Raw genomic sequence first — 14,493 nt, forward strand, 5'->3', positions numbered from 1 at the left:
CTTATTTCGTCATTTGAAAGGGATCTCGCTTATGGAATTATCTGCCCCGCTCATGTTGGTGCTTATCGGCCTGGCGTCGCTGCTGGCGCAGTGGCTGGCCTGGCTGCTGCGCCTGCCGGCCATTTTGCCGCTGTTGCTGTTCGGCATCGTGCTCGGCCCGACGGTGCATCTGGTGCAGCCGGATCTGCTGTTCGGCGATCTGCTGTTTCCGCTGGTGTCGCTGTCAGTGGCGATCATCCTGTTCGAAGGGGCGCTGACGCTGCGTTTCGAGGAGATACGCGGCCTCGGCGGCGTGGTGCGCAATCTGGTCACCGTCGGCATGCTGGTCACCTTTCTGGTCATCAGCCTCGCCAGCTGGTGGCTGCTGGATTTCCCGCCGGAGCTGGCGGCGCTGATCGGCGCGGTGACGGTGGTGACCGGGCCGACGGTGATCGCCCCGCTGATGCGCGTGGTGCGGCCGAACGCCAACATTAACCAGGTGCTGCGCTGGGAAGGGATCGTCATCGATCCGGTCGGCGCCATCTTCACCCTGCTGGTGTTCGAATTCATCGTGCTGAAACAGAATGCGGAGTCCTATACCCATCTATTTTGGACGCTGGGCATGACCGCCGCCGTCGGCCTGATCGCCGGCGCGCTGTTCGGCTACCTGCTCGGCCTGGCGCTGCGCCGCGTCTGGCTGCCGCGCTACCTGCAGAACCTGGCGGTGCTGGCGATCATGCTGACCGCCTTCGGCGTTTCCAACGCCATCGCCGACGAATCCGGCCTGCTGACCGTCACGGTGATGGGCATCTGGCTGGCCAACATGCGCGACGTGGACACCAGCGATATTCTGGCGTTCAAAGAGGAGCTGTCGGCGATCCTGATCTCGGCGCTGTTCATCATTCTGGCGGCGCGGCTCGATATCCAGGCGCTGTGGAACATGGGCTGGCCGCTGCTCCTGCTGCTGCTGGTGGTGCAGTTCATCGCCCGGCCGCTGTGCATCGCGGTGTCGACCTGGCGCTCTTCCCTGCACTGGCGCGATCGGCTGTTGCTGTGCTGGATCGCCCCGCGCGGCATCGTCGCCGCGGCGGTCAGCTCGCTGTTCGCGCTGACGCTGCAGCGCAGCGGCTACCAGGGCGCCGACCGGCTGGTGACCGTGGTGTTCGCCATCATCATCGGCACCGTGGTGCTGCAAAGCCTGACCAGCGGGATGATGGCGCGCTGGCTGCGGGTGCAGCAGCAAAAGCCGCGCGGCGTGCTGATCGTCGGCGCCAACAGCGTGGCGCGCATGCTGGCGCAGGCGCTGATCAAGCTAAACGTGCCGGTAATCGTCACCGACAGCAGCTGGGAATACTACCGCCAGGCGCGCATGGAAGGCATCCCGGCCTACTATGGCCACGCCTACTCCGAACACGCCGAGAACTATCTCGATCTGAGCAATATCGCCCAGGTGCTGGCGCTGTCGCCCAATCGCCACCAGAACGCGCTGGCGGTCTACCACTTCGGTCATCTCTTCGGCGAGGATCACGTGTTTGCCATCCGTTCGGGAGCGCCGCTGAAAGGGCGCGGCGCCAGCGCGGAAAGCTCGCGTTTCCGCCGGCATGAAATTTTATTTAATCAGGAAGCCACCTACGGCCGCCTGAGCAGCCTGCTCGCCAGGGGAGCCACCATCAAAGCGACCAAATTGAACGAAAATTTCGGTTGGCTGGAGTATTTGGAGAAACATCAGGGCGTTATTCCGTTATTCAGCCAAAAGGAAGACGGTTCTCTGCAACCGATTGGCGCCGGTTCCACGCCCGCGATGCCCTGTACGCTTATCGCGCTGGTGCAAGATGAAAATCCCTCACCGTCTGTACGTTGACAGAATGGCGATAACCGGCTATTCCTAACAGCCTACTTGCGCACCCGGTGCGCAAGCCAGAAGAGGCGCGTCGCCCAGGTAGAGTGTCAGAGGAGCCGTTTCTCCGTTGACGGCACCCGAGGGGGAGCGACGCCGAGGTAGGATAATGGCCGGCCATTATCCTATCGACTACAGGGGCTGAATCCCCTGGGTTGTCACCAGGGGATCGCCCGCAGGGCGATCGACAAGGTGGGGCGCTTCTGGGTGTATCGTAGCCTGACCTCTACGCCTGCCCCCTGTTTACCGCTCTCCCCTTGTGCCAAGGCTATGGAATTACAGTGCCCTCAAACGGGCATCCCTGACACGAGGTTTCTAGATGAACCAAGCAGCACCCCAGAATTCCACCGTGGTAGCCAAATTCGGCGGCACCAGCGTCGCCGACTTTGAAGCCATGAACCGCAGCGCCGACGTCGTGCTGGCCAACCCGCAGGTCCGCCTGGTGGTGTTGTCCGCCTCGGCGGGCGTCACCAACCTGTTGGTCGCCCTGGCCGAGGGTTGCGAGGCCGACAAGCGCAACTACCGGCTTGATGAGATCCGCCGCATCCAGTACGCCATCCTCGATCGCCTCACGGCGCCGGCGGTGATCCGCGAAGAGATCGACCGCCTGCTGGAAAACATCGCCATGCTGTCGGAAGCCGCGTCGCTGGCCACCTCGACGGCGTTGACCGACGAACTGGTCAGCCATGGGGAGCTGATGTCCACCCTGCTGTTCGTTGAAATCCTGCGCGCCCGCAACGTGCAGGCCGAATGGTTCGACGTGCGCAAAGTGATGCGCACCGACGATCACTTCGGCCGCGCCGTGCCGGACAGCGCCGCGCTCAGCGAACTGGCCCGGGCGCAGTTGCAGCCGCGCCTGCAGGAAGCGCTGGTGGTCACCCAGGGCTTTATCGGCAGCGAGCCGAAAGGCCGCACCACCACGCTCGGCCGCGGCGGCAGCGACTATACCGCCGCGCTGCTCGGCGAGGCGCTCGGCGTTGGCCGGGTAGATATCTGGACCGACGTGCCGGGCATCTACACCACCGATCCGCGCGTGGTGCCGGCGGCCAAGCGCATCGACAAAATCGGTTTCGAAGAGGCGGCGGAAATGGCCACCTTCGGCGCCAAGGTGCTGCATCCGGCCACCCTGTTGCCGGCGGTGCGCAGCGACATTCCGGTGTTCGTCGGCTCCAGCAAGGATCCGGCGGCCGGCGGCACGCTGGTGTGCAACACCACCGAGAATCCGCCGCTGTTCCGCGCGCTGGCGCTGCGTCGCAAGCAAACGCTGCTGACGCTGCACAGCCTGAACATGCTGCACGCGCGCGGCTTCCTGGCGGAGGTGTTCAACATTCTGGCGCGCCACAACGTCTCCGTCGATCTGATCACCACCTCGGAGGTCAGCATTGCGCTGACCATGGACACCACCGGCGCCACCTCCGTTGGCGGCAGCCTGCTGACCACCTCGCTGCTGACCGAGCTGTCGTCGCTGTGCCGGGTGGAAGTGGAAGAAAACCTGGCGCTGGTGGCGATCATCGGCAACCAGCTGTCGCGCGCCTGCGGCGTGGGCAAAGAGGTGTTCGGCGTGCTCGATCCGTTCAATATCCGCCTGATCTGCTACGGCGCCAGCAGCTATAACCTGTGCTTCCTGGTGCCGGGCGAAGAAGCCGAACAGGTGGTGCGTACCCTGCATCACAACCTGTTCGAATAAGTCATTATCCCCGATTGCGGGCGCAGCACGCTGCGCCCCTGCGTCTAAAAAATCCGTTCAAAACCGGCAGGGGTTCAGCATGTTGAACCCGCAAAAAACACAACCACACCCACCGTTCTCAATCTGGCTAAGGAAAACCTGCATGTTGGCATTACTCACGCGTTTATTCCCCCTGTGGGCGATACTGCTGTCCGTCGCCGCCTATTACACGCCGACCACCTTTACCGGCATCGGCCCCTACGTCAGCCCGCTGCTGATGCTGATCATGTTCGCCATGGGCGTTACGCTGCGGCTGGACGACTTCAAACGCGTGCTGGCGCGCCCCGGCCCGGTGGCGGCCGGCATCTTCCTGCACTATCTGATCATGCCGCTGGCGGCCTGGATCCTGGCGATGCTGTTCCGCATGCCGCCGGATCTGTCCGCCGGCATGGTGCTGGTGGGCAGCGTGGCCAGCGGCACCGCCTCCAACGTGATGATCTATCTGGCCAAGGGCGACGTGGCGCTGTCGGTGACCATCTCGGCGGTCTCGACGCTGGTGGGCGTGTTCGCCACGCCGCTGCTGACCCGTTTGTACGTCGACGCCGAAATCAGCGTCGATATCATGGGCATGCTGCTGAGCATTCTGCAGATCGTGGTGATCCCGATCGGCCTGGGCCTGATCGTCCACCATACCCTGACCAAAACGGTGAAACGCATCGAGCCGCTGCTGCCGGCGCTGTCGATGGTGTGCATCCTGGCGATCATCAGCGCGGTGGTGGCGGGCAGCCAAAGCCATATCGCCTCGGTCGGTCTGGTGGTGATCGTCGCGGTGATCCTGCACAACGGTATCGGTCTGTTGAGCGGCTATTGGGGCGGCAAGCTGTTCGGCTTCGACGAATCCACCTGCCGCACGCTGGCGATCGAAGTCGGCATGCAGAACTCCGGGCTGGCGGCCACGCTGGGCAAAATCTACTTCTCGCCGCTGGCCGCGCTGCCGGGCGCACTGTTCTCGGTCTGGCACAACCTTTCCGGTTCGCTGCTGGCGGGTTATTGGTCCGGCCGCCCCATCAAGAAAAAATAAACCGCCTGTAGGGACGCAAACAATTGCGTCCCTTTTCTTTCCTGAGAAATTTCGTATTTCCCACTGGTCGGATTGTCATAATTCCCCTCATCCCCTATCATCCGTGAAAAATAAAAATTCAGATTCTTCCTATCCATGCCGATAATGTTGGCAAGAGGAAGAGACGTTCTACTTTTTTTAATTAATTAAGTCGCCAGGGTTGCCCGCCATAAAAGAAGCAGCCTAATTATTATTTAGATATATACCCACCGTCTTATTTGCCGCGGCAAATCAAGATACCTCGCAATGTGCATGTCGCTCATTATTTCGGGCCGGCCGTCGGCCGCCCGTGGTTAACCTCATGGATTGGGCTGGCTGCCCCGGCGGCCTCTCATAATGGATTACAATGATAAAAAAAATCACCGCTTTGACGCTGTTGGTCAGCACGGCCCTTTCCGCCGAAACCCTGCCGGACGCCCACATGATGCGGGATATGTCGATGGGGGAGTCGCGCCGCGCGCTGCAAGACAGCACGCGTGAAGTCAACCAGTTGATTGAGCAACGCCGCTACCAGCAGCTGAAGCAGCAACGCTTGCTGGCGGAGCCGGAACCGGCCGCGCCCGCCCTGCCGCAGTCCGCGCAGTGCCTGCCGATCGCCGGCGTTTATCTGCAGGGCGTCACCCTGCTCTCGCCGGCCGATTTATCCGCCCTGAGCGCGCTGCCGGAACAGTGCATCAGCAGCAACGATATCAATCGCCTGACCCGTGAATTAACGCGCCTTTATGTGCAAAAAGGCTATATCACCGCGCGCGTGCAAATTGTTCGCCCTAATTCACAGGGAGAATTGGGATTAAGCGTCACCGAAGGATTTATCGAGAAAATAGAAGGCGGCGATCGCTGGGTCAACAGCCGTTTATTATTTCCAGGGCTGGAAGGCAAGCCGTTGAAATTAACCGAGCTCGACCAGGGATTGGATCAGGCCAACCGTTTGCAATCGAATACCACCAAGCTGGATATATTGCCCGGCCGCCAGGTTGGCGGTTCGGTCATTCGTTTGCGCAATCAGCATGCCAAGCCCTGGCTGATGACCGTCGGCACGGATAATTACGGCCAAAAAAGCACCGGCCAGTGGCTGGCTCGCGCCACCGCCACGCTGGACAGCCCGTTCGGCCTGTCGGACTTCGTCAGCCTGAACGCCAACAGCACGCTGGAAAACCCGGCTCATCGCTATAACCGCGCCTATACCCTGCTCTATTCGCTGCCGTACGGCGCGTTCACCTTCAGCGGGTTCGCCAGCTTCTCCTCCTATGAGAACCACCAGCAGTTGCCGCACAACCTGGTCAAACTGCACGGCCAGACCCAGCAGTATGGTCTGCGCAGCGACTACGTGTTTTACCGCGATCGCGATCAGATAGACAGCCTGAGCGGCCAGTTGACCTACAAGCGCATCGACAACTACTTCGAAAGCGTGCGCCTCGAGGTCAGCAGCCCCACCCTGACCCTGGCCGAACTGAGCGCCAGCCACCTGCAAATTCTGCCCAACGGGGTATTCAGCGCCAACCTCAGCGTCGAACAGGGCCTGCCGTGGCTGGGGGCCGGTCGCCACCCAAGCTCGGTGCACCTCGACAGCCAGTTCACCAAAGGCAAACTGTTCGCCAACCTCAGCCAGCGCCTTCACCTGGGTGACGCCACCTATCAGCTCAACAACCTGTTCTACGGCCAGTACAGCCGCGACCCGCTGCCCGGCGTGGAGTGGCTGAGCCTTACCGATCGCAGCGCCGTGCGCGGCTTCAGCCGCAGCACCCAGTCAGGCGACAACGGCTGGTATCTGCAGAACACGCTGTCGCGCAGCTTCAATCTGGGTGCCACCACGCTGACGCCGCGCCTCGGCGCCGACGTCGGCCGCATTTTGCCGCGCCAGGACAGCTCGGGGTGGCGCAGCAGCGCCGGCCTGAGCAGCGGCGCCACGTTGCGCTATCGGCAGGCGCTGGTCGATCTCGAGGTCAGCCGCGGCTGGATCTTGTCGAATCACGCCACGCCGGAAGATCCCGTTCAGGTACTGGCGCGCTTTTCTTACACCTTTTAATCAGCAGTTTTGCAGGACCCCACGGCAATATACGGAGAAACATGGATGAAAAATAATAACTTCAGGCTTTCAGCAGCGGGCAAACTGGCCGCCGCGCTGGCGATTATTCTCGCCGCTTCCGCCGGCGCCTACGCCGCGGAGATCGTGGCGGCCAACGGCGCCAACGGCCCCGGCGTTTCCACCGCCGCGACCGGCGCGCAGGTGGTCGACATCGTCGCGCCGAACGGCAACGGGCTGTCGCACAACCAATACCAGGACTTTAACGTCAACCAGCCCGGCGCCGTGCTGAACAACTCCCGCGAAGCGGGGCTGTCGCAGCTGGCCGGCCAACTGGGCGCCAACCCCAATCTGGGCGGGCGCGAAGCCAGCGTGATCCTCAATGAAGTGATCGGCCGCAACCCGTCGCTGCTGCATGGCCAGCAAGAGATCTTCGGCATGGCGGCCGACTACGTGCTGGCCAACCCGAACGGCATCAGCTGCCAGGGCTGCGGGTTCATCAACACCAGCCGCTCCTCGCTGGTGGTCGGCAACCCGCTGGTGGAGAACGGCCTGCTGCAGGGCTACAGCACCCTGGACAACCGCAATACCCTGAGCCTCAACGGCGTCCTGAACGCCGGCGGCGTGCTGGATCTGATCGCGCCGAAGATAGACAGCCGCGGCGACGTGATCGTGCAAGACTTCACCCATCGCAACGGCAGCGTGACGCCGGCGGCGATCAACGCCATCAGCGGCCATAACCGGGTGGCGCGCGACGGCAAGGTGCAGGCCAGCGTACAGCCGACCACGGCGCTGGACAGCTACTACCTCGGCAGCATGCAGGCCGGGCGCATCAACATCATCAACACCGCGCAGGGCAGCGGCGTGAAGCTGGCCGGCACGCTGGCCGCCGGCGACGAGCTCAAGGTGAAAGCCTACGATATTCGCAGCGAAAGCCGCGTTGACGACGCCAGCAGCAACCGCAACGGCGGCGACAACTACCAGAACTACCGCGGCGGCATCTACGTCAACGATCGCAGCAGCAGTCAGAAGCTGACCCGCACCGAGCTGAAAGGCAAGAACATCAGCCTGGTGGCGGATAACCACGCGCACCTCACCGCCACCGATATTCGCGGCGAAGACATCACGCTGCAGGGCGGCAAGCTGACGCTCGACGGCCAGCAGTTGAAACAGACCCAGGGCCACACCGACGACCGCTGGTTCTACTCCTGGCAATACGACGTCACCCGCGAGCATGAGCAGCAGCAGCAGGCGGGCAGCACCGTCGCCGCCGGCGGCAACGCCACACTCGTCAGTACCCGGGAAGACGTGAACCTGTTGGGCGCCAACGTCAGCGCCGATCGGGCGCTGAGCGTCAAAGCGGCGCGCGACGTGCACCTCGCCGGGCTGGTGGAGAAGGATAAGTCCACCGAGCGCGGCTATCAGCGCAACCACACCTCCAGCCTGCGCACCGGCAGTTGGAGCAGCAGCGACGAAAGCGAGAGCTTGAAGGCCAGCGAACTGCGTAGCCAGGGCGAACTGACCTTGAAAGCCGGTCGCAATGTCACTACCCAGGGCGCCAAGGTCCACGCCCAGCGCGATCTGACGATCGACGCAGACAACCAGATCCAGGTCGGGGTGCAGAAAACAGCCAACGCCAAAGCGGTACGCGATGACAAAACCTCCTGGGGCGGCATCGGCGGCGGCGACAACAAAAACAACAGCAACCGCCGCGAGATCAGCCACGCCTCCGAGCTGACCAGCGACGGCACCCTGCGCCTGAACGGCCAGCAGGGCGTCACCATCACCGGCAGCAAGGCGCGCGGCAAGGAAGGCGGCCTGGTCACCGCCACCCAGGGCGGCCTGCGCATCGACAACGCGCTGAGCACCACCGTAGACAAAATCGATGCGCGCACCGGCACCGCCTTCAACATCACCAGCAGTTCGCACAAGGCCGACAACCGCTACCAGAGCAGCACCGCCAGCGAGTTGAAGTCTGACACCAACCTGAAGCTGGTCAGCCGTAAGGATACCGACGTCATCGGCAGCCAGATCGCCAGCGGCGGCGAGCTGAGCGTCACCTCTCAGACCGGCAGCATCAACGTCAAGGCCGCCGAACAGCAGCAAAAAATCGATGAGCAGAAGACCGCGCTTACCGTCAACGGCTACGCCAAAGAAGCCGGTGACAAGCAATACCGCGCCGGTTTGCGCATCGAACACACCCGCGACAGCGAGAAAACCACCCGCACCGAGAACCACGGCGCCACCCTCAGCGGCGGCAGCGTGAAGCTCGAGGCGGAGAAGGACGTGACCTTCAGCGGCTCCAAACTGGTCGCCGACAAAGGCGACGCCAGCGTCAGCGGCAACAAGGTTTCGTTCCTGGCGGCCGACGATAAAACCACCTCGAACACCGAGCAGACCAAGATCGGCGGCGGTTTCTATTACACCGGCGGCATCGACAAGCTCGGCAGCGGCGTGGAAGCCGGCTACGAGAACAGCAAAACGCAGGCGCAGAGCAGCAAGGCGGTCACCTCCGGCAGCGACGTCAAAGGCAACCTGACTGTCAACGCCCGTGACAAGCTGACCCAGCAAGGCGCGCAGCACAGCGTCGGCGGTGCCTATCAAGAAAACGCCGCGGGCGTCGATCATTTGGCCGCCGCCGACACCGCCAGCAGCACCACCACCAAAACCGACGTCGGTGTGAACATCGGCGCCAACGTCGATTACAGCGCCGTGACCCGCCCGGTTGAGCGCGCGGTCGGCAAGGCGGCCAAGCTGGACGCCACCGGCGTCATCAACGACATCGGCGGCATCGGCGCGCCTAACGTCGGCCTGGATATCGGCGCGCAGGGCGGCAGCAGCGAAAAACGCAGCAGCAGCTCGCAGGCGGTGGTCAGTTCGGTGAAAGCCGGCAGCATCGACATCAACGCCAAAGGCGAAGTGCGCGATCAGGGCACGCAGTATCAGGCGAGCAAAGGCGCGGTCACGCTGACGGCGGACAGCCACCGCAGCGAAGCCGCGACGAACCACCAGGAAGAGCAGAACCGCGATACCCGCGGCAGCGCCGGCGTACGCGTCTACACCTCCACCGGCAGCGATCTGACCGTAGACGCCAAGGGCGAAGGCGGCACCCAGCGCAGCAACAGCAACGCCAGCCAGGCGGTGACCGGCACGATCGACGCCGCGAACGGCATCAACGTCAACGTGAAACAAGACGCGGTCTATCAGGGCACCGCGCTGAACGGCGGCAGCGGTAAAACCACCGTCAACGCCGGCGGCGATATCCGCTTCGATCAGGCCAGCGATAAGCAGAGCGAAAACCACAGCGGTTTCAACGTCAAAGCCTCCGCCAAAGGCGGTTTCACCGCCGACAGCAAAAACTTCGGCGCCGGCTTCGGCGGCGGCACCAACAACGGCGAAAGCAACAGCAGCACCGCGCAGGTCGGCAACGTCAGCGGCCAACAGGGCGTGGAGCTGAAGGCGGGCCGCGATCTGACGCTGCAGGGCACCAACGTCAAGAGCCAGGGCGACGTCACCCTGAGCGCGGGCAACAAGGTTGCGCTGCAGGCGGCGGAATCGACCCAAACGCGTAAGGAGAACCAGCTGTCCGGCAATCTCGATCTGGGCGCCGGCAGCAGCGACAGCAAGGAAAAAACCGGCGGCAGCCTCTCCGCCGGCGGCGCCTTCGACATCGCCAAGGTGAATGAGTCCGCGACCGAACGCCAGGGCGCCACTCTCGCCTCAGACGGCAAGGTCACCCTGTCCGCCAACGGTAAAGGCGATGACGCGCTGCATCTGCAGGGCGCCAAGGTCAGCGGCGGCAGCGCCGCGCTCGAGGCGAAAAACGGCGGCATCCTGCTGGAGTCCGCCAAGAACGAGCAGCACAAGGACAACTGGAGCCTGGGCATCAAAGCCAACGCCAAAGGCGGCCAAACGTTCAACAAGGACGCCAACGGCAAGGTCGATCCGAACACCGGCAAAGACACCCATACGCTGGGCGCCGGTCTGAAGGTCGGCGTGGAACAGCAGGATAAAACCACTCACGCCAACACCGGCATCACCGCAGGCGACGTGGCGCTCAACAGCGGCAAAGACACCCGCCTCGCCGGGGCGCGCGTCGATGCCGACAGCGTACAGGGCAAGGTGGGCGGCGATCTGCGCGTTGAAAGCCGCAAGGACGTCGAGAAAGGCGTGAAGGTGGAGGTGGATGCCGGGCTGAGCCACAGCAACGATCCGGGCAGCAGCATCACCTCCAAGCTGTCGAAGGTGGGCACGCCGCGCTACGCCGGGAAAGTGAAAGAGAAACTGGACGCCGGGGTGAATAAAGTGGCCGACGCCACCACCGACAAGTACAACAGCGTGGCGCGTCGTCTCGATCCGCAGCAGGACACCACCGGCGCGGTCAGCTTCAGCAAGGCCGACGGCAAAGTGACGCTGCCGGCAACGCCGGCCGGCGAGAAGCCGCAGGGCCCGCTGTGGGATCGCGGTGCACGCACCGTCGGCGGCGCGGTGAAAGACAGCATCACCGGGCCGGCCGGTCGCCAAGGGCAGCTCAAGGTCAATGCCGACGTGGTGAACAACAACGCGGTCGGCGAGCAGTCGGCGATTACCGGTAAGCACGGCGTGGCGCTGCAGGTCGGCGGCCAAACCCAACTGACCGGCGGCGAGATCCGCAGCCGGCAGGGCAAGGTGGAACTGGGCGGCAGCAAGGTCAGCCAGCAGGACGTCAGCGGCCAACGCTATCAGGGCGGCGGCCGCGTCGATGCGGCGGCCACGGTAGGCGGGCTGTTAGGCGGCGCGGCGAAGCAAAGCGTCGACGGCAACGTGCCGTTCGTCAGCGGCCATGCTTCGACTCAGCAGGCGGACGCCAAAGCCGGCGTGTTCAGCGGCAAATAACGCACCTCTCCTGCACAACGCCCCCGATGAAAACCGGGGGCGTTTTTTTTACAGCGTGCTCGGGGTGTCTTCCCAGTCGCGATCGTCGTCCTTGGCATCCTGATCCAACACGTTGTAAGCCACGGCGCAGAACAGCGAGTTCAGGCGCTTCATGTCCCCCAACAATCCCAAATGCAGCGAACTGGTCTCGATGCTCTGCACGTTTTGCTGATGCAAGCGATCGACGTGCGCGTGCGCGTAGCGGCGATCCAGAATGCGGAAGCGATGCTTGGAACGGCGCAGGCGCTTGGCGCTGGTGACGTCGCCGGACAGGAACACCGACAGCCCCAGGCGCAGGTTGCCGATCAGCCGCTCATGCAGCCCGTCCAGTTCCGCCAATCCTTCCGCCGAGAAGGCGCGGCGCGCGGCGTGCGACTTGGCGCCCACGTCGCCGGCCATGCGCTCGATGATGTCGCCCGCCTGTTCCAGGTTAAGCGCCATTTCGATGATCTCCGCCCAGCGGCGCGAGTCTTCCTCGCCCAGATCTTCCTTCTGGATCTGCGCCAGATACAGCTTGATGGCGGTGTACAGCACGTCGACGTCATCGTCGAGGCGCCGCACTTCTTTATCCACCCCTTGCTTGCCGTGCAGCACTTCGCGCTGCAGGATCATCATGTGTTCCACCACGTCGCCCATGCGCAACGTTTCGCGCGCCGCATTGGCCAACGCCAGCGTCGGCGTGTCCAGCGCGCTGGCGTCCAGATGGCGCGGACGCATGCGCGGATCGTCGGCCGCCACGTCGACGATCAGCCGCTCGCACAGCGTCGCCATCGGCCCGGCCAGCGGGATCATCACCAGGCAGCGGATCAGGTTGTAGAACACGTGGAAGTAGATCACCAGCTCTTCGCTGCCGCCCGGCAGCTGAGCCATCACATCCGCCAGATAGGAAACGAACGGCAGCACCAGCACACAGCCCACCAGCTTGAACAGCAGGCTGCCGAGCGCCACGCGCCGCCCGGCGGCGTTCTGGCCGCTGGCGTTGATCATCGCCAACAGGCCGCTGCCGAGGTTGGCGCCGATCACCAGGCAGAGCGCCACCTTCAGCGAGATCACGCCGGATGCGGTCAGGGTGGCGGTCAGCAGCACCGCCGCCAGGCTGGAATAGCTGACGATGGCGAACAGCGCGCCGGTCAGGGCGTCCAGCATCACGTCGCCGGTCAGCGACGAGAACAGCACTTTCACCCCGGCCGCCTGGGTGATCGGCGTGGCGGCAGCCACGATCAGCTCCAGCGCCAGCACGATCAGCCCAAGGCCGATCAGGACGCGCCCGATCTGGCCGATCCGCATCTGCTTGCGGCTGAGGAACAGGAAGACGCCGATCAGGATCAGCAGCGGCGACAGCCAGGAAAGATCGAAGGTCAGCACGCGCGCCATCAGCGCGGTGCCGACGTCGGCGCCGAGCATGATCACCAGTGCAGGCGCCAGCCCCACCAGCCCCTGAGCGACGAAAGAGGTCACCAGCAGCGCCGTGGCGTTGCTGCTCTGCACCAGCGCGGTCACGCCGATGCCGGAAACGAACGCCAGCGGCTTTTTCTCAACGCTGTCGCTCAACACGCGCCGCAGATTGGCGCCGTAAACCCGCATGATCCCGGTGCGCACGATGTGGGTGCCCCACACCAACAGCGCCACGGAGGAAAGCAGGTGAAGAAGGGTCAGCACGGAAGATACGCTCCATTAACGCCCGGCCAAAGGAGGCTGGTACCCGATGCCTGTCAGGCGGTGCGGAAAGACGGAACGGTTCTGTTCGCCTTAGCCGCAGCCGGTAGGCCAAAAGATGACGGGTACAGCGCGCGGTCCCGCCTGCCGGGCGTAGGTCTGGCAGGACAGCGGGCGGGCGGCAGACCGCAGAAGAGAAGGGTTAATGCGGCGGCGGAAAGGCCCCGGCGCCGCGCTGCGAAGTCATGCAACTTCCCGCAATACAACAGGTTCCAAGTGTAGCCCAATTTGCTCGCCGTCGGGCCGCAGGTCGGCCACCGACCGGTTGAGCACGTCAACCAGCAATTCTACACCGCGAACCTGAATCCGATAGCGTACCACATTCCCGAGCAAACTGTGGCTCAGGATCACCCCGCCGATCCCCTGCCCGGCCGGCAACAGGCCGATCGATTCGGGCCGGATCGCCACCTTGCCGACATAGCTGCGCCCGGTCAGCTGGGCGGCCTGTTCGGCGGTCAGCAGATTATAGTTGCCGATAAACCCGGCGGCGAAGGCGTCCGCCGGCTGGGTATACAGGGTTTCCGCATCGCCGCTCTGCACGATCTGCCCCTTGTTCATCAGCACGATACGATCCGACAAGGTCAGCGCCTCTTCCTGATCGTGGGTGACGAAGATCGCCGTCAGGTTCAGCTCGCGTTGAATGCGCCGGATCTGCTCGCGCAGGTGTTTGCGGATGCGCGCGTCCAGCGCCGACAGCGGTTCGTCGAGCAGCAGCAGCCGCGGGCGAGTGACCAGCGAACGCGCCAGCGCCACGCGCTGACACTGGCCGCCCGACAGCTGATGCGGATAGCGCTTCGCCAGATCGCTCAGCTCCACCAGCGCCAGCACCTCCTGCACCCGCTGGCCGATCTGCCCGGCCGCCAGCTTCTGCATTTTCAGCCCGAAGGCCACGTTGCCTTCCACCGTCATATTGGGAAACAGCGCATAGCTTTGGAACACCATGCCGATGCCGCGCTTTTGCGGCGCCAGCGGCACCAGATCCTGACCCTGCAACAAGATTTGCCCGCTGTCGACCGGGGTCAGGCCGGCCAGACAGCGCAGCAGCGTCGATTTTCCGCAGCCGCTCGGCCCCAGCAGGGTGACGAACTCCCCCTCTTCGGCGGTGAAATCGATATCCTGAAACACCTGGGTCTGGCCATAGTGTTTGTTCAGGCGGGTGACGTTGAGATAAGCCATCA

7 protein-coding genes and 1 riboswitch are annotated in these 14,493 nt (G+C 63.7%); of the genes, 5 read left to right on the plus strand and 2 right to left on the minus strand.

Annotated features, from left to right (window positions below):
• The first annotated feature begins 31 nt into the window (after nucleotides 1-31).
• The 5 genes from ACJ8IN_RS22815 (at nucleotide 32) to ACJ8IN_RS22835 (ending at nucleotide 11,560) form a co-directional block, all read left to right on the plus strand.
• Nucleotides 32-1,840: a cation:proton antiporter gene (locus ACJ8IN_RS22815; protein ID WP_033636220.1), complete on the plus strand. Its 1,809-nt coding sequence runs from the start codon at nucleotides 32-34 to the stop codon at nucleotides 1,838-1,840.
• A gap of 52 nt (nucleotides 1,841-1,892) precedes the next feature.
• Nucleotides 1,893-2,087, plus strand: a riboswitch (Lysine riboswitch).
• A 108-nt stretch (nucleotides 2,088-2,195) separates the two neighbouring features.
• Entirely contained in the window at nucleotides 2,196-3,563 is a 1,368-nt protein-coding gene (lysC, locus tag ACJ8IN_RS22820; protein WP_033649702.1) for a lysine-sensitive aspartokinase 3, read from the plus strand.
• A 142-nt stretch (nucleotides 3,564-3,705) separates the two neighbouring features.
• Nucleotides 3,706-4,623 (plus strand): ketopantoate/pantoate/pantothenate transporter PanS, encoded by a 918-nt coding sequence (gene panS, locus ACJ8IN_RS22825; RefSeq protein WP_025304471.1) that lies wholly within the window; start codon nucleotides 3,706-3,708, stop codon nucleotides 4,621-4,623.
• A gap of 385 nt (nucleotides 4,624-5,008) precedes the next feature.
• On the plus strand, nucleotides 5,009-6,688 hold the full coding sequence (locus tag ACJ8IN_RS22830) for a ShlB/FhaC/HecB family hemolysin secretion/activation protein (protein WP_049211607.1): 1,680 nt from the start codon (nucleotides 5,009-5,011) through the stop codon (nucleotides 6,686-6,688).
• A 45-nt stretch (nucleotides 6,689-6,733) separates the two neighbouring features.
• Nucleotides 6,734-11,560, plus strand: coding sequence for a hemagglutinin repeat-containing protein (locus tag ACJ8IN_RS22835; protein ID WP_308326077.1), 4,827 nt, complete (start codon nucleotides 6,734-6,736; stop codon nucleotides 11,558-11,560).
• Between the two features lie 48 nt (nucleotides 11,561-11,608).
• Here ACJ8IN_RS22835 and ACJ8IN_RS22840 read toward each other — a convergent pair whose 3' ends face one another.
• Nucleotides 11,609-13,258 (minus strand): Na/Pi cotransporter family protein, encoded by a 1,650-nt coding sequence (locus tag ACJ8IN_RS22840; protein ID WP_033636226.1) that lies wholly within the window; start codon nucleotides 13,256-13,258, stop codon nucleotides 11,609-11,611.
• Nucleotides 13,259-13,498: 240 nt separating this feature from the next.
• The gene (locus ACJ8IN_RS22845) at nucleotides 13,499-14,491 is read right to left on the minus strand and encodes an ABC transporter ATP-binding protein (protein ID WP_060429165.1); all 993 of its coding nucleotides are present in this window, start codon (nucleotides 14,489-14,491) and stop codon (nucleotides 13,499-13,501) included.
• Between the last annotated feature and the right edge of the window lie 2 nt (nucleotides 14,492-14,493).

The organism is Serratia sp. CY31944 (assembly GCF_052169175.1).
GTDB lineage: Bacteria > Pseudomonadota > Gammaproteobacteria > Enterobacterales > Enterobacteriaceae > Serratia > Serratia sarumanii.